This is a genomic window from Janibacter cremeus (assembly GCF_029395675.1).
Classification (GTDB): Bacteria; Actinomycetota; Actinomycetes; order Actinomycetales; family Dermatophilaceae; genus Janibacter; species Janibacter cremeus_A.
Genome location: NZ_CP115184.1, coordinates 2,102,671 through 2,122,749, shown reverse-complemented (window position 1 = coordinate 2,122,749; position 20,079 = coordinate 2,102,671). Strand labels below are relative to the sequence as shown.

Below are 20,079 nucleotides of genomic sequence, written 5' to 3'. Positions count from 1 at the left end.
CTCGTGAGTGGGATGTGCGGACGTCAACTCATGGCTTTTCGGAGCGCAAATCTCAGGCCTCGGGGCGGCTGCGCGCGTTCCGCCGGTGGGTTGGCGATCAGCGTCCGGGTGGCCTCACGACCCAGCACCCGATAGGCCTCGAGGTCGAACTCGTCGTACAGCTGGTCGCCGGTGCCGGTCCGGGGAAACGTCGGGTGGCTCGCGGAGTAGGCCTCCACGTCCCACGGCAGGCCCTCCACCATGATCACCTTGACCATCCGGATGACGCCCTCGGTGCCGTCCGCGAACGTGTAGCGACCGTTCCCCCAGGCCGCCGTCGACCGCTCTGCCTTCAGCCGCCGCATGGATCGTGGGTCGAAGGTGACCTCGCAGCCCAGATCCATCCGAGCGGTGGCGATCGCGTGGCCGAGGGTCTCGAAGGTGTCCTCGGGATCGGCGGATGCGTCGAGCACGAAGATCTCCTTCGGGCGTCGGCGCAGTGCCTCGACGAGACCCAGGTTGTCGTAGTGGCCGCCGTCGGTGATGTAGAGCCGCCGGTCGTAGACGGAGGTCCTGCCGACGGCCTCGGAGAGCAGCCGTCCGGGACCGGGTTTGGACTGCGCGCTGACCACTGCGCTGGCGCACCGGTAGCCGAGCACCCGCAGCCTTCCGCTGCCGGCGTCCGGTCGCTCCCATCCCGGAGGGCGGGCGGACGCCTCGGGCAGGAGGTCCCACAACCATGCTTGGTCCGCCCTGTTCAGGTAGTGCGTGACCAGCCGGCCGCGTTCGCCGGCGGAGAGCACCGTCCACGCCCGCAGCGTCTCGTGTTCCTCCCTCGTCCTCACCAGCCGCCGCACCGTCGCGAGGTCGTCGATCCACAGTGGGTTCGGCAGCCACACGCCGAGCCGCGCATTCGCGAGCGCCAGCACCAGTCGGTACGGATTCAGCCTGGCGTTGTGCCGGCCGGCCAGTGGCGAGACGGCGGCGCCGCTCATGGCCATCGCCGCCGGGATCGTGGCGTCGCGGAACCGGCGGTCGGCGGTGAACTCGAAGAGCTGGCTGCGTGTCATGGCCGCTCCGGACGGCAGCTGCTGGTCCGTCAGTCCGATCCGGGCATCGTCGAAGACGAAAGGGGCGCAGCCGCGACCAGCCGGCACCAGGCCGGGATCATTGATGTTGGCCACCGCGCAGGCCACGAGCCGCGGCCCCTTTCGGTGCGGAGGCCGTGACTCGGAGAACCGCAGGGCCTCCTTGTACGGGAGGGGGCCAGCCCCCTTCCGGGTGCGTCGCACGATGAACGCGAAGGACAACCGCTCCCGGTAGAAGTGGTGCAGCGAGGTGCGGTTGGCGTCGATGAGCAGCCGGATGCCGATGACGGCGCCGAGATACGTGAGGACGATGTTCCATGACGTCAGCCTCTCCGGAGCGGCGGCGAGCCCCGCCGTCCAGCGCAGCAGCACGACCACGAGCACCGAGGCGACGAGGATGGCGGCTGCCCAGGGGAGCGCGATGGTCTTGACCTTCGACCAGACCGCAGTGAGCAGGCCACCGAGGCGTGACCCTCCCTTCGGGGAGCTCGTGTCACCGCCCAGCGCACTGCCTGCGGACTTGATCACGGCCAGCACCGCAGCCACCACCGCTGCTGCACCCCCGGTCGAGAGCCCGACCACCGAGGCGCTGCCACCGGCTGCTCCAGCCGCCTGCTTCTGGGTGAGCGGATCGGCGGGAGTCACCCCGCAGGCGGTCCTTCCGTCGGTGAGCCGGTCGAGGCACACGGCGTCGGGCACGAACCCGAGGACGTGCAGCAGGTTGGCCAATGACGAGCCGCTACCGGCAGCGAAGTTGTGCATCGACGCGAGGAGGACCGGCGTGCCCAGCAGCAGCACCACGAGCAAGCTTCCCCAGGTCACGAGCTCCCGACTGCGACGTCGCAACCACATCCGCCCCTCGAAGGGTGCGGCCCAGTACTTGTCCAGAAGCTTCTCGAAGACGAAGACCACCACACCGGCGGCCGGCACGAGCCACACGAGCAGCACGCCGTCCCAGGGCGCGTGCGGGAAGTCCAGACTCGCGGCGCTCTCCGTGTCCCAGCCGGACAGTCCGCCCGACGCGACGAGATACCACCCGAGCAGCCATGCGGCGGCGCAGAGGGCGGCCGTCAGCAGCACGAGGTTGATGACGACGCCGAACAGCAGCGACAGCAGGCCCTGCAGCGCGCTGGCCCCGGAGTCGAGGAGGTAGCGGCTGTTGCGTCGCAGCCGCTGCACCTCGGGGGTGTCCGGTGCGAACGCCGTCGGGTCCAGCTCACCCCACTTCGCATCCTCCTCCGTGGTGCCCGAGTGCCAGCGCACGGTGTGGTAGGCCGCGGCGATGTATCCACCACCACTGACGCCGATCACGAACTCGGTGTCGTCGTAGAGACCCTTGTCGGTCAGCTCCTGCAGCCCCCCGAGGCAGAATGACGCCGAGCGCACGCCGCCCCCGGAGCAGCAGATCACCCGGCCCGGCTGGGACATGTGCTCGGGCACGGTCTCGGGAGCCGGCGGGCGCCGGCCCCATCGCCACCAGGCGAAGACAGCGACGAGCAGGAGTGCGGCGAGGCCGGTGACGACGAGCCACCGCATCGGCAGGGACCACGCAACGACCAGATCCCCTTGCCACCCTGCTGTCGTCTCGCGCCACAGCACGACGTTCTCGGCCAGGTCGAGGACCGCGCCGAGGACGACCAGCCCCAGGGCGACGTAGACGATGAACCGCAACGGCGTCTGTCGCTTCCACGCCAACGTCAGCTCCAGCGCCCGCCAGGCCAGAGTCAGGTAGGACACGATCATCGCCAGGTCCACGAGCAGGCCCAACCGTGCGGAGGTGCCCGAGGAGACCGGTCCGACCGCGGTCCAGTCACCCGTGGCCGCCTCGTTGATCGGGTACTGCAGCACGAAGAGGGCCACCACGACGGCCAGGGTCTGGCTGAAGGACCGCCAGCGGCCGTGCCGCTCGATCTCCACGCGATTCATCCGGTAGACCCGCCGGCGCCCCTCGGCGGGATCGCTGTCCGCGACATACTCGTACATCGCGCCCCCCTGTCTCCATCTCCAAGCATCCTCCGGCTGTGTGCAAGAGGGAAGGGTCTGCACTCGGCCGCGCCCGGCCGCCGACCTCGAGCGAGGGTGTGCTTCGGCCGGTCGTCGGAGTACGCTTTCCCTGTCGGTGGCACCGCGGCTCGGCGGCATCTGCCTCGAGTTGACCGGACACGTTTGGTCATCCGGTGGGGGGCGAACTCAGGAGTTGCCATGCCGGAGCACACAGAATGTCTCGCGGACGACGGTCGGATCCACGTGCTGAAGATGAGGCGTAGCGGTCGTCGGCACCTGTTGGTGGACGTCGATGACCCAGAGGGCCGACGAGTCGGATCGGTTTCGCTGCCGATGGACGTCGACCGGACGACGATCGAGGGCCTGGACCCGCAGTCGATTTATCGAGTGCGAGTGCGACGCGCCCGGTTGTGGGAGCGGTGCCGCCATCCCGACCGCTGGTTCACGGTCCGGCCGCAGACGCACGATCTGCGTGTGCTCATCACCGGAACGGGCAGATCCGGCACGCAGACCCTTGCGCACTACCTCGATGGTCAGCATTTCACCGACGGCACGCTCGCCCACGCGAGGCACCAACCCCTCGATGACTGGATGCTCGATGCATTCCTCGCGAAGGACACGGCCTTCGTCAAGCTGGAGCAACGCGGAGCACTGCACAATGTCGAGTCGGCGCCCTACTACAGCATCTACCCCGATGTCGTGTGCGCGGAGAAGACCATCATGGTGATCCGGGACGGCCGGAAGGTGGTGCAGTCCGGCCTGAACAGGGGTTGGTACACGCGGGAGATTCGTTGGGACCGCATCAAGCCTGATTACGGGCTGGGTCAGTTCGAGAGCAGTTGCCGTCTCTGGGTCGAGTGCAACGCCAACGCCGCCGCCCTCGCCGACCGCATCTTCCGTCTGGAGGACCTCGTCCTGGGAGGTGAGAGCCTACGGGAGTTCAACGAGGCAGTCGGGTTGGTGGCCGGGGACAGGCAGTTGCCCCACTCGAACCGCGGTAGTGCGGCCGTCTCGGTCCTCCCGTGGAGCGATGCCCAGAACCGAACATTCGACGAGATCTGCGGTGACCTGATGGATCGTCACTATGCCGGGTGGCGCGGTTGACCGAGGTACAGCGCTTGCAGTGGAAGCGATCTCGCAAGCCCGGGCCGCAGACGTCGTCGGGCGTCACGGTGGGGCCTCTGGGGCCTCCTTGCGTGACCGCCCGGCTGTGACGACCCCTTTGGCCAGCGACCGCGCACGTTTGTGCACCACGTCCACCCTGTCCGGTGGGTTGAAGGGGTAGTCCAGAAGACGTGGCCAGAGATCTCCGATCAGATCTCTGAAGAACGGCCAGTCCGGTGCGCTGCGAAGGGTGGGGTCAACTCCCAGCATGGCCGCGAGCCACGCGCGGGAGTTGTACGGCGTGACGACCTCCTCGCTGACGTCGAACTCGGTGCGAATCGTTGCGTACCAGCCGCCCATCTTGTGTTCCCAGTACAGCAGGTCCCACGGGTCGGCACCTGCCGCACTGAAGGCTTGTGAACTACTGCTGTGCCACGCCGAGAGGTGCTCCATGGCGAATGCGCTGCCGGACATGCGCGCATTACGGGCAAGGTTTTCGGGCGTCACGGGGAGACGGCGCAAGCGCCGTTGCGCGACTTCGGCCACATTGCCGTTCACTGTGACCCAGCGGCCATCCGGCCTCGGCGGATCCCGGCGCAGTGCGGATGCTTGGTCGACGACGGGTTGGTGGAACGGGACGACTGACGCAGCGATGGCATCTGCCAGGGAGCCGTCCGCCTGGGGTCGCGCATCGATGACCTTGTGTCGCAGCCCGAGGTCTCGACAGATCCGCTGTGGCAGCCGCACATCGGGGCTCAAGAAGTTCTTGCCCTGCCTCTTGTAGGAGTAGTAGGTGAGCTCGGTCGCGATCGTGCGGCAGGCCGCCAGCAGGAGGCGCGAGTCGAAACCGGCGGAGAGTGACAGCGCCAGGGGGTAACGGGTTGAAGCCGCTGAGATCACGCCGCTGAGTGTGCTGATGCTGAGAGCGGCTGCTTCGTCGGGGTCCATGGTCGGTATGGGGGAGCACGGCCAGAACCGCTCTACGTCACCGGTGACCACATCCAGATGGTGATTGGGCAACAAGCGGTTGATGCCCACGAACGCGGACCCGCTCCCCGGCCAGAAGTGAGTGAATCCCGCCCGGAAAACCCCCTCACGCTCCAGCTGCTGCAGGGCTTGCGTGTCCTTGGGGCGCCGAGTGATACGTGCCAGCAGGCCCGCGCTAGACCCCAGGTGGACGGTCCCGTCGGCGTCCCGGCAGTGGAACACCTGCCGGGACCCGGTCGCGTCGTGGAATGCGACAAGGCGCTCGTGGTCGACGTAGATCGCCGCCCAGCGCCCGGCGATCGGGTGGAAGGCGCTGATCAACCGGTCCAGTGTCGCGCCCTGACGGATCGCTTCATCGATGATGGCCTGATCATCGTGGTCGGTCCGGCGTGGGTCCAACGCATAGCCGAGCAGGATCAGCGTGCGGCCGTCGAGGTCGGCCCGAGTCCAGGTCAGATCCGGATGCACGGACAGCCCGAGACGGTCGTTGACTCGGTGTCGGGTCCACCCGGCAAGAAGGTCCGGGAAGTCCGGGCCCAAGTAGAACTGTCGCCGAAACGTCAGGTCGTCCGTTGCAGTGGGAGATGGCGACATCGCGATTCCTCAGTCCTGTCGGAGCCCAACCGCTTCTGACCGTGGAGACAGGTCGCACAGTTTACGGTGACGTTGGTGCCGAGGGCCAGACCCCTTGCAGCGCTTCCATCGCGTCGGCTCGCCCGGGCCCGACCGCCTGCACGGGCGATCCGCGACGGCGCAGCGGTTCGCTGACCCGCACCCCGTCGGTCGCCTCCTCCTCCGTCAGGTCAGGGCGGCGGCGACCTGCGCCGCGGCAGGTGCGATGGCGTGGCCCAGCCGGATGACGCCGGGCACGTCGAGGTCGTCCTGCCGTCCACCACCGACGAAGACGGACACGTCGTCGTGGGACGAGCGCAGCGTCTCGATCAGCTCCCGGGTGGCCGGCACATCCTCCGGCCGGGGCACGCTGAGCACCGCGTGCCGCGCGGCGTGGGCCTCCAGGGCCGTGCTCCACGCCGGTGACGGGAGGTCGGGACCGAGGTGGACGGTGTTGACCCCGAGGCGACGCAGCGCCACGGCGAAGGCGAAGACACCCAGCTCGTGGTGCACCCCGGCGGGCAGGCCGATGATGACCGACGGGCTGCCGGGGCGGCTCCCTGCCGCGTCATAGGCGGCGGCCAGGCGTCGCAGCACCGCGTGCGAGACGAGGTGCTCACCGGCGACCGAGATCCGCCCCTCGGACCACGCGCGCCCCACCTCCTCGAGGGCCGGCATGAGCCAGTCGTCGACGACGAGCTCGAAGGAGGTGCGCGAGAACCGCTCGTCCAGCACCCGGGCGACCGCTGCCGGGTCCAGCGAGGTCGCCGCCTCGATCAGGCGGGCCGTCGCGGTCGGTCCGTCGGTCGGGGCCGGGGGTGGTGTGTCCGCGCCGGCGGACGACGGGACAGCGGGCGAAGGGGGTCGTGCCGCCGCCGACGTGCCGGCGGTCGAGCGTCGGCGGGACACCTCTGCCGCAGCGTTGCTCGCGCTCCACCCGTCGGCGAGGAGGGCGGCCATCTCGCGGATGCGGTCGAGGGACTCCTCGTCGTAGATCCGGTACCCGGCGTCGGTGCGCCGGGGCTCGACGATGTCGTAGCGCCGCTCCCAGGCGCGCAGCGTGGCTGCCGGCACACCGGTGAGCTCGGCTGCGCGCTTGATCGTGTACATCCGGGTGGTCCTCGGGCCTCTCAGAGCTGTGGCAGCTCTCGGTCGAGAGCGGCCTCGGCGTCATCACCGAGCGTCGTCAGCTGGCCGCGCAGGAAGGGGGTGGCCAGCTTGGCGAGGCCCTTGAACGTGAAGTTCGCCTCGTAGACGAGCACGGTACCCGTCCCGTCGGGTCCGGGGCTGATGGACATGGTGTCCACGGCGACGACCGTCCGGTTCTCTCCCCGCATGACGACGAGGCGATCGGGCTGGAGGTCGACGGTCTCGTAGGTCAACTCGGTCTCCTTGCCCCGGAAGACCGAGCGGTTGTGGTACCTGCTGCCCACCCCGCCGTCGCCCTCGACCAGGGTCGTCTCCACGGTGCCGGGGTCCCACTGCTCGCTGTTCGTGAAGTCCTTGAGGTAGGCGTACACGGCCGCCGGGTCCGTGCCGTCGACGGTGATCGTTCGGGTGATCCTCATGCTGGCCATCCTTAGACAAACGTTTGACAGAGGTGCAGGAACGACTCTAACGTTTGGACAAAGGTTAAACAATCCTTTGACGGGACGGGCGCCGAACCACTGGTGAAACCCCCTTCCGTCCCAGCAGGCACCCAGTGCAGGAGCACCCGACGTGACCGATCTCCACGACACCTCCACCCGGTCCAGCGGTGCGCGGCCGACCGCGGCCGTCATCGGCGCCGGGGTCTCCGGGCTCACCGCGGCGTACGTGCTCTCCCGGACCCACGAGGTCACCCTCTACGAGTCCGACACGCGTCTGGGGGGCCATGCGCACACCCACACCGTGCCCACGAGTGCGGGGACGGAGGTGCGTGTCGACAGCGGCTTCATCGTCCACAACGAGCGGACGTACCCGCACCTGCTGCGCCTCTTCCGCGAGCTCGACGTCCCGACGCAGCCCACCGAGATGAGCATGTCCATCACGTGCGACGGGTGCGGACTGTCCTGGGCCGGAGGGCGCGGGGCCGGCGCCGTCCTCGCCCAGCCGCGACGGTTGCTCGATCCGAGGTTCCTGCGGATGCTCCTGGAGATCCCGCGCTTCCATCGGGCCGCCCGGGCGCTCCTGGCCGGACCGGGGGAGGGGGCGTCCACGGACGACGCCGACGACCCGACGTGGGGCGAGTTCCTGCAGCGGGGCGGCTTCTCGGACCACTTCATCGCCCACTTCGCGCTCCCGCTCGTCTCGTGCGTGTGGTCGTCCGGGGACGACGACTCCCTGGACTACCCGGCCCGGCACCTCTTCGCCTTCCTCGAGCACCACGGCATGCTCAGCATCACCGGGTCCCCGACGTGGCGCACCGTCACCGGCGGGTCGGCCACCTACGTCGACGCGCTCGCTGCGCGCCTGGGTGACGTGCGGACCAACGCGACCGTGACGTCCGTGACCCGGCACGCCGACGGGGTCGACGTGCGCACCGCCGCCGGGCACACCGCCTTCGACAAAGTCGTCCTGGCCACCCACGCCGACCAGGCGCTGGCCCTCCTCGCCGACGCGACACCGCAGGAGAAGGAGGACCTCGCCGCCATCCGCTACACCCGCAACGCGACCGTGCTGCACCGCGACACCCGCCACCTGCCGACCGCCCGACGGGCGCGCGCCTCCTGGAACTACCGCAGCGCCACCTGCGGCGGCGCCACCGAGCCGCGGGTGAGCTACTGGATGAACCGCCTCCACGGCCACGACGAGGAGGGGGACCAGTTAATCGTCACGCTCAACTCCCCGACCCCCATCGACGAAGGGGACGTGGTCGCCCGGATGAACTACGCCCACCCCGTCTTCACCCGGGAGGCGGTCGCGGCCGCCACCCGACTGCGCGGCGCCGGCGGCGACCGGCTCGCCTTCGCCGGCGCGCACCTCGGGTGGGGCTTCCACGAGGACGGCTGCCGCTCCGGGGTCGAGGCGGCGCAGCGGCTCGGGGTGACGTGGTGATGTCGCAGGAGCCCAAGCACGTGCGAAGGGGGCTGCCGACCCTGCCGAGCCTCGTCATCGGGACGGTGAGCCACACCCGTCGCACACCGCTGAGGCACGCCTTCACCAACCGGCAGTACCAGTGGCTCGTCGACGTCGACGACCTACCGCGGCACGGGTGGCCGTTGCGCGCGCTGACCCGGATCGAGGCGCGGGACCATCTCGACGGGGGCCGGCTGGGTGGCGGGATCCGCGGCGACGTCGAGCGCTTCCTGGCCCGCCGGGGCGTGACGCTCGAGGCCGGTGACCGGGTCGTCATGCTCGCCAACGCCCGCGTGCTCGGGCACGTGTTCGACCCGCTCACCGTCTTCTGGTGCCTCGCGCCGGACGGCGGTCTGCGGGCCTGCATCTTCGAGGTGCACAACACCTACGGCGAGCGGCACGCGTACCTGCTCGACGTCGACACCGCCGGTCGGGCGCGCACGGACAAGGCCTTCTACGTCTCACCCTTCAACGACACCAGTGGGGAGTACGCGGTCAGCCTGACGCTCGGCCCCGACCGGGTGGCCGTCACCGTCGGCCTCGACCGGGACGGCGAGCGGGTCCTCACCGCCACCACCACGGGTGTCCCTCTCCCGGCCACCGACGCCGCCGTCGTGCGCACGGCAACGCGGCACCTGCTCATGACCTGGCGCGTCAGCGCCCTGATCCGCGCCCACGGCATCCGGCTGTGGGCCCGCAGACTCCCGATCCAGCCCCGCCGCCCCCACTCCCAGGAGTACGTCCGATGACTGCAGTCGTGCCCACCGTCAACCAACCGATCTGCCTGCGCCGTCCCGCCCTTCGCCCGTGGTGCCTGCGGGCCCACATCGCGCGGCCGGTCGTCACCGCCGTGCTCGACCGCGCGCCCGTGCGGGTGACCATGCCCGACGGCACCACCCTCGGCGGAGGACGCGACGTCGATGCCCCGACGCTGCGGATCCTGCACCCCACGGCCCTCTTCGAGCGGATGGCCCACCACCCGAAGATCGGTTTCGGGGAGGGGTACATGGCCGGGGACTGGGACGCGGCTCCGGGCACCGACCTGGCCGACGCCCTCCTGCCCTTCGCGCAGCGGGTGACGAGCCTCGTGCCGCCGGTGCTGCACCGGATGCGCCGCGTCGTCGACCGCCGCATCCCGACCGGCACGCGCAACACCCTCGTCGGCTCGCGGAAGAACATCGAGGCGCACTACGACCTCAGCAACGACCTCTTCGAGGCCTTCCTCGACGAGACCCTCAGCTACAGCTCGGCCCTCTTCGACCGGAGCCGCCCGCTGGCCGAGCAGACCCTCGCGGAGGCGCAGCGGGCGAAGATCGAGGCCGTGCTCGACGCGGCCGACGTCGCCGCCGGCTCACGCGTGCTGGAGATCGGTACCGGCTGGGGGTCCCTCGCGATCGCCGCGGCCCGTCGCGGGGCCACCGTCACCTCGATCACCCTCTCCCACGAGCAGGCCGCCCTCGCCCGCGAGCGCATCGCTGCCGCCGACGGGGACGAGCCGGGGCTGACCGAGCGCATCGAGGTGCGCCTGCAGGACTACCGCGAGGTCACCGGCGAGTTCGACGCCATCGTCAGCGTCGAGATGATCGAGGCGGTCGGGGAGGAGTACTGGCCGACGTACTTCCGCGCGATCGACGACCTCCTGGCCCCCGGCGGGGTCGCAGCGATCCAGGCGATCCTCATGTCGCACGAGCGCTACCGGGCGACGCGCCACTCCTACGGCTGGATCCAGAAGCACATCTTCCCCGGGGGGCTCATCCCCTCCGAGCGGGCCATCGAGGAGACGACGAGGGAGCACACCTCGCTGCGGATCACGGACACCCACCGGTTCGGTCGCGACTACGCGGAGACGCTGCGACGATGGCGTCGGACGTTCCTGCAGGAGTGGCCGACCATCGCCGCAAGCGGTTTCGACGAGACCTTCCGGCGCAAGTGGGAGTTCTACCTCGCCTACTGCGAGGCCGGCTTCGCCGCCGACTACATCGACGTCGCCCAGATCCGACTCGAACGACAGGAGACCCGATGAGCAGCCTCGTGGGCCAGCGCATCTGGCTGGTCGGTGCCTCTAGCGGCATCGGCGCCGCCCTGGCCGAGGAGCTCCACCGCCGCGGTGCGCTGGTCGCCATCAGCGCCCGACGCCCCGAGCAGCTCGACGAGGTCGCCCGGAGCCGCTTCCCCACGGTGGCGCTCGACGCGACCGACCGCGAGTCGACGCACGCGGCCGCGGTGGACGTGCGCCATGCCCTGGGCCGGATCGACACGGTCATCTGGAGCGTGGGGCACTGGCAGACCTTCACGGCGACCGACTGGCAGGCCGACGAGTTCGCCAAGCACGTCGAGATCAACCTCCTAGGGCTGAACAACGTCATCGACGCGACCGTGCCGGAGATGGTCGCGCGGCGCAGCGGGCACCTCGTGGGCATCGCCTCGGTCGCCGGCTACCGCGGACTGTCGGGGGCGGAGGCCTACGCCTCCACCAAGGCGGCCCAGATCAACCTGCTCGAGTCGATGCGCGCATCGCTGTCGACGAAGGGGGTGCGGGTCACCACCGTGTGCCCCGGCTTCGTGCGCACGGACATGACCGCGACCAACTCCTTCCCGATGCCCTTCATCATCGACGCCGACGAGGCCGCCACGGAGATCGCCGACGGGTTGGAGGCGGACAAGCCCGAGATCGTCTTCCCCCGACGGATGGCCGTGACGATGAAGATCGCCCGGGTCCTGCCGGTGCGGGTGTGGGCGGCGATCACGGCGCGCATGGCACGCTCGTCGTGATCGCTCACCCTCACTGAGGTGCGGGCCGGTGAGAGGGTGGAGTCATGACGCGTCCCATCCGTGAGTTGCGGGCCTTCGCGGCGGCGGCGCTCGTCGCGCCCGTGCCCCGGGACCACCACGAGCCGCCCGCACTCGTGCGGCGGCGACGGGTCGTGACCGCGGTGACCCTCGTGGTCGGATCCGTCATCCTCGCCGTGGCGCTGCGCATCCCGCCGGGAGACGATTCCTTCTACATCGCAGCCCTGGCCCTGGCCGCTGTCTGGATCGTCGGGGGCCTGTCGGCCGGCCGGTTGCACGTGGGGTGGGCACGCACCCGCGAGGGCGGCTTCGCGCGGCCCCTGGTGCAGCCGGTCGCCCTGGCCCTGCTCGCCGTCGCGATCTTCCTCGCGGGGGCGGTCGTCGTCGGTCAGGTCCCCTGGCTGGCCGATCGGGTCGACGCCGTGCTGGCCCACGCTCGCTACGGGTCGGTTTGGCTCGTCTGGGCGATCACGGTCGTCAACGGTGTCGGCGAGGAGCTGTTCTTCCGCGGCGCGCTCTTCGCCTCCGTCGGACGCCGCCACCCGATCGCCATCACGACGGTGGTCTACGGGCTCGCCACGGCAGCCACCGGCAACCTCATGCTGGCCGTCGCCGCGCTCGTGCTCGGGGTGATCACCGCCGCCCAGCGCCGGGTGACCGGTGGGGTGCTCGCCCCGATCATCACGCACGTCATCTGGTCCAGCTCGATGCTCCTGCTCCTCCCGCCCGCCCTCGACCTCCTGAGGTGAACCCATGAACCAGTCCGATCCCACCCCCTTCGCCCGGGGCACGGTGCTCGTCACCGGAGCCACCGGCTACATCGGCGGCCTGCTCGTGCCCCGGCTGCTCGACGACGGTTGGACGGTGCGCGTGCTCACCCGGTCCGCGGAGCGGCTGCGCGCCAAGGAGTGGGCCGACCGGGTCGAGGTCGTCGAGGGTGATGTCACCTCCGGTGAGGACCTGCGCGCCGCGCTGTCCGGGGTCGACGTCGCCTACTACCTGGTGCACTCCATGGACGGCGGGGGTGACCTCGCCCGGCGCGACCGCGAGATGGCCGCGGGGTTCGCCTCGGCGGCGGCCGACGAGCAGGTCGGTCGCATCGTCTACCTCGGTGGTCTGCACCCCGAGGGCGCCGACCTCTCGCTGCACCTCGCCTCCCGGGTCGAGGTCGGTGAGGTGCTGCTGAGCGGACCGGTCCCGACGGCGGTGCTGCAGGCCGCGGTCGTGCTCGGTGACGGGTCCGTCTCCTTCGACATGCTGCGGTACCTCACCGAGCGGCTGCCGGCGATGGTCGCCCCGCAGTGGTTGCGCAACCGGATCCAGCCGATCGCCGTCGACGATGCCCTGCACTACCTCGTCGGGGCCGCTCGGCTGCCGGCCGACGTGAACCGGACCTTCGACATCGGTGGACCGGAGGTGCTCACCTACGAGCAGATGATCCAGCGCTTCGCCGCGGTCAACGGGCTGCGGCGGCGCCTCGTCGTCGGGGTGCCGGTGCTCACCCCGTGGCTCGCCAGCCACTGGGTCGGACTGATCACCCCCGTCGAGGCCGACGTCGCCAAGCCGCTCGTCGGCAGCCTGATCCACGAGGTCGTGCGACGGGAGTGGGACCTCGACGAGTACGTGGGGGAGCCGGCCGAGGGACTCATCGGCTTCGACGAGGCGGTGCGCATGGCGATGCGCGGGGCGCGGCCCGACCACGCGCTGCGCGACGCGCTCACGATCACCGCAGCCACCGTCGCCAGCGCGGCCGTGGGTGCCGCGGCGACCCAGCCGGGCAGCCGCTGGTACCGGTCGTTGGACCTGCCGCCGTGGCAGCCGCCGGCCCTCGCCTTCCCCCTGGTGTGGACCCCGCTGTACGGCAGCATCGCCGTGACCTCGGTCGCCACCGTGACCCGCCTCGAGGAGGAGGGGAAGGTGGCCGAGGCGGCGCGCTACCGACGGGCGCTGTGGCTGAACCTGGTGCTCAACACCGGGTGGAGCGTGCTCTTCTGGCGTGTGCGCAGGCCCGCCCTGGCGGCCGCGGAGGCCGGCGCGCTCGCGGCCAGTTCGGCCGACCTGGCCCGCCGCGCGGCGGCATCCGGGCGACGGACCGGCTGGGCCCTGGTGCCCTACGCGGCGTGGACGGGCTTCGCCGCCGTGCTCTCGACGGCGATCGCGCGACGCAACCGGTCGTAGCCCTCGGCCCCGGGCCGGCTCCCGTTGCCCACCGTCGGTTGGGGGTGGGGCGACCGCGTCCCCGGCACTCCCGACGCAGTTATCGAGGGAGGACGCAGGAATTCCTGCGTCCTCCCTCGATTTCATGGCCATGGTGACTGTCTGGCGACGGTCACGGCCGGGTCGGGCGCAGGCCGACCCAGCTGACGCCGCCACCGAGCAGCAGCAGACCCGCGATGACGAAGGTCGCCAACCGGTACCCCTCCGTCAGCGCGGCCGGGTCGGTGTAGTCGTCCCCCGTCAGCCCGACCAGCGGTGGGATCGCCGCGACCGCCAGCAGGGTGCCGGTGCGGGCGACGGCGTTGTTGATCCCGCTGGCCGAGCCCGCCAGACGGTCCGGTGCGGCCGCGAGGACCGCCGCGGTCAGCGGTGAGACCAACGCGGCCAGGCCGAGGGCGAAGACCGTCGTCCCCGTCAGCACGAGCCCCCAGCCGGTCCCCGGGCCGACACCCGCGAGGACGAGCACCCCGACGGCGCACGTCAGGGGGCCGACGCTCATCGGCAGCCGCGGCCCGGTGCGGTCGGCCAGCTCGGCCATGCGAGGGGAGAGCAGCAGGAGCAGCCCGGTGACCGGCAGGGTCGCCAGGCCAGAGGCCAGCGGCGACCACCCCGACGAGGTCTGCAGCTGGATGACGAGGACGAAGAGGATCGCCCCGAGCGCCCCGTAGACGAGGAAGGTCATCAGGTTGGCCGCGGCGAACACCCTCGAGGTGAACAGGGAGAAGGGCACGAGGGGACGGCGGGCCCGGGTCTCGGCAACGACGAAGCCGATCACCGCGAGGAGGAGGGCCGTGCCCGCGACGGCGAGGGAGGCCCCCTTCGCCCCCGACCCGCTGGTGAGCAACCAGGTGAGGGCCCCCAGCGCGACCACCGTGGTCCCCGCCCCGGCGAGGTCGAAGGAACCGGCCGACTCGACGTCACGCGACTCCGGCACCGCGACGAGCGCGAGGCCGATGACGAGAGCGCACAGGGGCACATTGACCGCGAAGATCCAGTGCCAGGTGAGGTGATCGAGGATCCAGCCGCCGAGGAAGGGCCCGATGGCCGTCGCGATACCCGAGACCCCCGCCCAGGTGCCGATGGCCCAGGGCCGGTCCTTCGGCCGGAAGGAGCTCTGGATGATCGCCAGCCCGCCGGGGGTCAGCAGTGCCGCGCCGACCCCCTGCAGCATCCGCGCGGCGACCAGCCACTCCGTGCTCGGTGCCAGGGCGCACCCCAGCGAGGCGAGGGCGAACCAGACCATCCCGACGAGGTACATCCGGCGCCGACCCCACCGGTCACCGAGTCCGCCGCCGACGAGGATCAGCGAGGCGAGGGTGAGCACGTAGCCGTTGTTGATCCACTGCAGCCCGCTGAGGCCCGCGTCCAGGTCACGTCCGATCGTCGGCAGGGCGATCCCCACGATCGTCGCGTCGAGCAGGGCGATCCCGGAGCCGAGTGTCACGGCGGTCAGGGCGAGCAGTCCGCGGCGGGACGTGCGCTCGAGCAGCGCGGGCTCTGTCATGGACCCATCGTCCACCCGGTCGCTGCTGACCGTGCCCTCGATCCCCGCGCGGCCCGCGCCGACACACTGGCGCTAGGGTCGCCACATGCTGCTCTCCGACCGGGACATCCGCGCCGAGATCGATGGTGGACGGGTCGCGCTCGACCCCTGGGACCCCGCCATGGTCCAGCCCAGCAGCGTCGACGTGCGCATGGACAAGTGGTTCCGCCTCTTCGACAACCACAAGTACCCCGTCATCGACCCGGCGCAGGACCAGTCGGACCTGACCCGCCTGATCGAGGTCGATCCGGCCGAGGGTTTCGTGCTGCACCCGGGGGAGTTCGTCCTCGGCTCGACCCTGGAGACGGTCACCCTGCCCGACGATCTCGCGGCACGCGTGGAGGGCAAGTCCTCGCTCGGCCGACTCGGCCTGCTCACCCACGCGACCGCCGGCTTCGTCGACCCCGGCTTCTCCGGGCACGTCACTCTCGAGCTGAGCAACGTCGCGACCCTGCCGATCCGGCTGTGGCCGGGGATGAAGATCGGCCAGCTGTGCTTCTTCCGCCTGTCCAGCCCGGCAGAGAACCCGTACGGCTCCGCGGCCTACGGCTCGCACTACCAGGGACAGCGCGGCCCGACCGCGAGCCGTTCCTTCGCCAACTTCCACCGCACGGACCTCTGAGCACCGAAGCAGGCATCAAACGGCGCCCACGGGGTAGGGCCGACGAGGTCAGTGCAGGCCAGTCGGAGGGAGCCGCGTGATGGACCGGACACGGATCGAGGACCCATGGGGTCGACGGACCCCCTTCGCCAGGGGGCACATGTGGCCCGAACGGGTGGACGAGTACTTCACGGACGGCGTACGAGCGGAGGACGTGCAGGAGTGGGTGCCCGCCGCCTCGATCCTGGACTCCAACGGGGACGCGATGGACATCGCGGTGATGGACGGGCGCATGGTCGGCGTGCGCGGCAGGGCCACGGACCGCGTCAACCGGGGTCGGCTGGACATCAAGTCCCTGCACGGCTGGGAGTCGGGCAGCTCCCGTGACCGGCTCACCACGCCGATGGTGCGCGAAGGGGGTGAGCTCGTCCCGACCGACTGGGACACGGCCATGGGGCGCGTGGTGGAGCGCTGCCGCCGGGAGCTGGAGTCGAAGGGGCCCCGGGCGATCAGCTTCTACACCAGCGGTCAGCTCTTCGCCGAGGAGTACTACACGCTGACCACGATCGCCCGTGCCGGGATCGGGACCGACCACCTGGACGGCAACACCCGGTTGTGCACGGCGACCGCGGGGGAGGCGCTGAAGGAGACCTTCGGCAGCGACGGCCAGCCGGCGAGCTACGCCGACATCGACCACGCCGACGTCATCGCCCTCTTCGGGCACAACGTCGCCGAGACCCAGCCCGTGCTGTGGATGCGCATCCTGGACCGCCTGGCCGGCGAGGACCCACCGAGGCTGCTCGTCGTCGACCCGCGTCGCACGGTCGTCGCCGAGCACGCGACGGTCCACCTCGCGCCGCGGCCGGGCACCAACCTCGCGCTGCTCAACGCCCTGCTGCACGAGGTGATCGAGCGCGACCACGTCGACCACGCGTTCGTGGAGGAGCACACCGTCGGGTACGGCACCCTCGCCGACGAGGTCGCCGACTGCACCCCCGAGTGGGCGGCGCAGGTGTGTGGCCTGGAGGCCACCGACATCGTCGCCGCGGCCGAGCTGGTGGGTGGTGCCGAGAGGCTGCTCGCGACCGTCCTGCAGGGCGTGTACCAGTCGCACCAGGCCACGGCGACCGCGGTGCAGGTGAACAACCTCGTGCTCCTGCGGGGGATGCTCGCTCGTCCCGGCTGCGGGGTGCTGCAGATGAACGGGCAGCCGACTGCGGAGAACACCCGGGAGTGCGGCGCCGACGGTGATCTGCCCGCCTTCCGCAACTGGCAGAACGACGAGCACATCCGGCAGCTGGCCGAGATCTGGAACGTCGACATGATGCAGGTGCCGCACCACAGCCCGCCGACGCACGTGATGGAGATGTTCCACCACATGCAGGAGGGGACGATCACCTTCCTGTGGATCTCGGCGACCAACCCGGCGGTCTCGCTGCCCGAGCTCGCCCGGATCCGCTCGATCCTCTCGGACGAGAACCTCTTCGTCGTCGTCCAGGACATCTTCCCCACCGAGACCACCGCGCTCGCCGATGTCGTCTTGCCGGCCGCCGGGTGGGGTGAGAAGACCGGGACCTTCACCAACACCGACCGCACGGTCCACCTGACCGAGCGTGCGGTGGACCCGCCCGGGCAGGCCCGCCCGGACCTGGACATCTTCCTCGACTTCGCCGCCCGGATGGAGCTGACCGACCGCGACGGCGGCCCGCTGGTCACCTGGCACGACCCCGAGTCGGCCTTCGAGGCGTGGAAGCGGTGCAGCGCCGGTCGTCCCTGCGACTACAGCGGGATGTCCTACGACCTGCTGCGTGAGCGCGGCGGCATCCAGTGGCCGTGCACGGAGGAGCGTCCGGACGGGACCGAGCGCCTCTACGAGGACGGCGGCTTCTGGGCCGCCCCGGCGCTGTGCGAGACCTACGGGCGTGACCTGGTCACCGGCGCCTCGGTCCAGCCGACCGACTACAAGGCGCTCAATCCCCACGGGAAGGCCGTGCTCAAGGGGGCGACCTACCTGCCGCCGCACGAGGAGCCTGACGACGAGTACCCGATGTACCTGACCACCGGGCGCACGATCTACCACTTCCACACCCGCACCAAGACCGGCCGGGCGCCGGAGCTCAACGACGCCGCCCCACGGGTGTGGGTGGAGCTGTCCGAGACCGACGCCACCGAGATCGGTGTCGCGGAAGGGGACCGGGTGCAGGTCAGCACGCCGCGCGGCGCGATGCGCGGAGAGGTGCGGCTCGGCGACTGCCGTCCCGGCGTCGCCTTCGTGCCGTTCCACTACGGCTACTGGGACACCGACCACCCCACCGGGCCACCGTCGGAGGCCGACGGGCGCGCGGCCAACGAGACGACGGTGACCGACTGGGACCCGGTGTCCAAGCAGCCCATGTTCAAGCTGGGAGTCGCACGCATCGAGAAGGTGACGTCATGAAGGCCGGTCTCGAGTACGCCCTGACCAAGCTCCACCAGGGGGAGAACAAGGTGGCCGAGCACCTGCAGGTGATGCTGGCACGCCATCCCTCGGACCACGAGGTGCACCACGTGGCGATCGACCTGCTGCGGTGGTCGCGGGAGAACGTGCGCCAGCTCGCCGATGCCGCCGCCGGGTACGACGTGCAGCTGAGCGCCGAGGCCGGGCAGCCGAGCGCAGAGGAGGCGCTCGCCCGGGCCGCGACGGTCGAGGAGGTCACGCCGCTGACCCTGCTCGACGACGTCCGGACCCTGTACCTGCTGGCCGCGGAGACCTCGCTCGACTGGGAGATGCTGGCCCAGCACGCACAGGCCGCACGTGAGGCCGACCTGCTGCAGCTGAGCAAGAAGCGCCACCCGCAGACTCAGCGCCAGATGAAGTGGGCGAACACGATGCTCAAGGTGCGCTCGCCGCAGACGCTGGCGAGCATGGACTGACTCCGCGTGCAGACGAGGTGACCAGGCGCCAGGTGCGGCTCGTCGTCGCGCTGGTGTGCGCGGCGCTGGCCACCTTCGCCCAGCTCTACTCGCCGCAGGGTGTCCTGCCGGACATCGCCCGGGACCTCGGCACCGGCGCGGACACCGCTGCCCTGACGATCTCCGCGGCGACCCTGGGCCTGGCGGTCGCGGTGATGCCGTGGTCCTTCGTCGGAGATCGTTACGGGCGTCGGCGCGCGATGCTCGTCGCGGTGGTCGGCGCGACGATTCTGGGTCTGGTCTCGGCGTGGATGCCGACCCTCGAGCTCGTCCTGCTCGTGCGTCTGCTGCAGGGGGTCTTCCTCGCCGGGGTGCCTGCCCTCGCGATGGCCTACCTCAACGACGAGGTGGAGACCCGGGCCGCGATCGTGGCGGCAGGGTGGTTCGTCGGGGGGACCACGGTCGGTGGCCTCACCGGCCGGCTCGTGGCGACACCGGTGGCCGAGCAGACCTCGTGGCGCGTGGGCCTGACCGTCGTCTCCGTCATCGGGGCCGTGGCGGCGCTCGCCTTCGTGCTGCTGGTCCCGGCCGAGCGAGGGTTCGTCGCCGTCCGCGGGGGAGGGGCGCGCGCCGCCCTGCACAAGGTGGCCGGCAACCTGCGTGACCCTGCCCTCGTGGGGCTGTACCTCATCGCCTTCCTCCTCATGGGTGGCTTCGTCGCGACGTACAACTACCTCTCCTTCCGGCTCGTCGCGCCGCCGTACCTCCTGCCGGGATGGCTGGTCGGGCTGGCCTTCCTCGCCTACCTGGCGGGCACGGTCTCCGCCCCCCGTGCCGGCATCGCGGCATCGCACCACGGCAGGTACCCGGTGATCGTCGTGCTGGTGCTGGTCATGCTCGCGGGGGTGGCCATCACCCTCGCCGGACGGCTGTGGTTGGTGCTGCTCGGGCTGGTCGTCCTCACCGGCGGGTTCTTCGGCGCGCACTCCGTCGCCTCGGGGTGGGCCGGCGCCCGGGCGGTGCACTCACGGTCCCAGTCCACCGCCCTGTACAACCTGGCCTACTACGGCGGGTCCAGTGTCCTGGGCTGGGCGGGCGGGCTGGCGTGGGAGGCAGCCGCGTGGCCCGGAGTCGTCGGATTCGTCGCTGCGGCCGTCGTCCTGGCACTGGTCGTGCTGGAGGTTTGCGTCCGCCGATCCGGGTAG

At 70.8% G+C, this 20,079-nt stretch carries 16 protein-coding genes; 11 read left to right on the top strand and 5 right to left on the bottom strand.

Translation table 11 applies throughout. The annotated features are described in order from the left end of the window. Positions 1 to 23: 23 nt before the first annotated feature. Positions 24 to 3,050, bottom strand: coding sequence for a hypothetical protein (locus tag O9K63_RS09970; RefSeq protein WP_277237498.1), 3,027 nt, complete (start codon positions 3,048 to 3,050; stop codon positions 24 to 26). A 219-nt stretch (positions 3,051 to 3,269) separates the two neighbouring features. On the opposite strand from O9K63_RS09970, the gene O9K63_RS09965 reads away from it, so the two are divergent. Next, entirely contained in the window at positions 3,270 to 4,175 is a 906-nt protein-coding gene (locus O9K63_RS09965; RefSeq protein ID WP_277237497.1) for a hypothetical protein, read from the top strand. Between the two features lie 63 nt (positions 4,176 to 4,238). Here the strand turns inward: O9K63_RS09965 and O9K63_RS09960 are convergent, their stop codons facing one another. From O9K63_RS09960 to O9K63_RS09950, 3 genes are all read right to left on the bottom strand, one after another. Then, positions 4,239 to 5,756: a hypothetical protein gene (locus O9K63_RS09960; RefSeq protein WP_277237495.1), complete on the bottom strand. Its 1,518-nt coding sequence runs from the start codon at positions 5,754 to 5,756 to the stop codon at positions 4,239 to 4,241. Between the two features lie 204 nt (positions 5,757 to 5,960). Further along, the gene (locus tag O9K63_RS09955) at positions 5,961 to 6,884 is read right to left on the bottom strand and encodes a MerR family transcriptional regulator (protein ID WP_277237494.1); all 924 of its coding nucleotides are present in this window, start codon (positions 6,882 to 6,884) and stop codon (positions 5,961 to 5,963) included. A 20-nt stretch (positions 6,885 to 6,904) separates the two neighbouring features. Then, positions 6,905 to 7,342: an SRPBCC family protein gene (locus tag O9K63_RS09950; RefSeq protein WP_277237492.1), complete on the bottom strand. Its 438-nt coding sequence runs from the start codon at positions 7,340 to 7,342 to the stop codon at positions 6,905 to 6,907. A 151-nt stretch (positions 7,343 to 7,493) separates the two neighbouring features. On the opposite strand from O9K63_RS09950, the gene O9K63_RS09945 reads away from it, so the two are divergent. From O9K63_RS09945 to O9K63_RS09920, 6 genes are read left to right on the top strand one after another with little or no spacing between them, the layout of a single operon-like run. Further along, a complete protein-coding gene (locus O9K63_RS09945) occupies positions 7,494 to 8,810 on the top strand; it encodes an NAD(P)/FAD-dependent oxidoreductase (RefSeq protein WP_277237490.1) in 1,317 nt (438 codons plus the stop codon). Beyond that, on the top strand, positions 8,810 to 9,580 hold the full coding sequence (locus O9K63_RS09940; RefSeq protein ID WP_277237488.1) for a DUF1365 domain-containing protein: 771 nt from the start codon (positions 8,810 to 8,812) through the stop codon (positions 9,578 to 9,580). Before O9K63_RS09945 ends, O9K63_RS09940 begins: the two co-directional genes overlap by 1 nt. Continuing rightward, positions 9,577 to 10,854, top strand: a complete 1,278-nt coding sequence (locus tag O9K63_RS09935; protein ID WP_277237486.1) for an SAM-dependent methyltransferase — start codon at positions 9,577 to 9,579, stop codon at positions 10,852 to 10,854. Before O9K63_RS09940 ends, O9K63_RS09935 begins: the two co-directional genes overlap by 4 nt. Continuing rightward, positions 10,851 to 11,603 carry an SDR family NAD(P)-dependent oxidoreductase gene (locus O9K63_RS09930; protein WP_277237484.1) on the top strand — a complete coding sequence of 251 codons (753 nt, stop codon included), beginning with the start codon at positions 10,851 to 10,853 and terminating at the stop codon, positions 11,601 to 11,603. Before O9K63_RS09935 ends, O9K63_RS09930 begins: the two co-directional genes overlap by 4 nt. A 44-nt stretch (positions 11,604 to 11,647) precedes the next feature. Further along, on the top strand, positions 11,648 to 12,370 hold the full coding sequence (locus O9K63_RS09925) for a CPBP family intramembrane glutamic endopeptidase (RefSeq protein WP_277237482.1): 723 nt from the start codon (positions 11,648 to 11,650) through the stop codon (positions 12,368 to 12,370). Positions 12,371 to 12,374: 4 nt separating this feature from the next. Further along, complete coding sequence (locus O9K63_RS09920; protein ID WP_277237480.1) at positions 12,375 to 13,799, top strand: tryptophan-rich sensory protein; 1,425 nt, start codon at positions 12,375 to 12,377, stop codon at positions 13,797 to 13,799. A 151-nt stretch (positions 13,800 to 13,950) separates the two neighbouring features. Here the strand turns inward: O9K63_RS09920 and O9K63_RS09915 are convergent, their stop codons facing one another. Beyond that, the gene (locus tag O9K63_RS09915; protein ID WP_277237478.1) at positions 13,951 to 15,342 is read right to left on the bottom strand and encodes an MFS transporter; all 1,392 of its coding nucleotides are present in this window, start codon (positions 15,340 to 15,342) and stop codon (positions 13,951 to 13,953) included. An 85-nt stretch (positions 15,343 to 15,427) separates the two neighbouring features. Between O9K63_RS09915 and dcd the strand changes: the two genes are divergently transcribed. The 4 genes from dcd to O9K63_RS09895 all read left to right on the top strand — a co-directional run bounded on the left by dcd (position 15,428) and on the right by O9K63_RS09895 (position 20,079). After that, complete coding sequence (gene dcd / locus O9K63_RS09910; RefSeq protein WP_277237476.1) at positions 15,428 to 16,003, top strand: dCTP deaminase; 576 nt, start codon at positions 15,428 to 15,430, stop codon at positions 16,001 to 16,003. A 79-nt stretch (positions 16,004 to 16,082) separates the two neighbouring features. Beyond that, positions 16,083 to 18,419 carry a molybdopterin oxidoreductase family protein gene (locus tag O9K63_RS09905; RefSeq protein WP_277237475.1) on the top strand — a complete coding sequence of 779 codons (2,337 nt, stop codon included), beginning with the start codon at positions 16,083 to 16,085 and terminating at the stop codon, positions 18,417 to 18,419. Continuing rightward, positions 18,416 to 18,895 (top strand): hypothetical protein, encoded by a 480-nt coding sequence (locus O9K63_RS09900; RefSeq protein WP_277237474.1) that lies wholly within the window; start codon positions 18,416 to 18,418, stop codon positions 18,893 to 18,895. Before O9K63_RS09905 ends, O9K63_RS09900 begins: the two co-directional genes overlap by 4 nt. 17 nt (positions 18,896 to 18,912) lie before the next feature. Next, positions 18,913 to 20,079: an MFS transporter gene (locus tag O9K63_RS09895; protein WP_277237473.1), complete on the top strand. Its 1,167-nt coding sequence runs from the start codon at positions 18,913 to 18,915 to the stop codon at positions 20,077 to 20,079.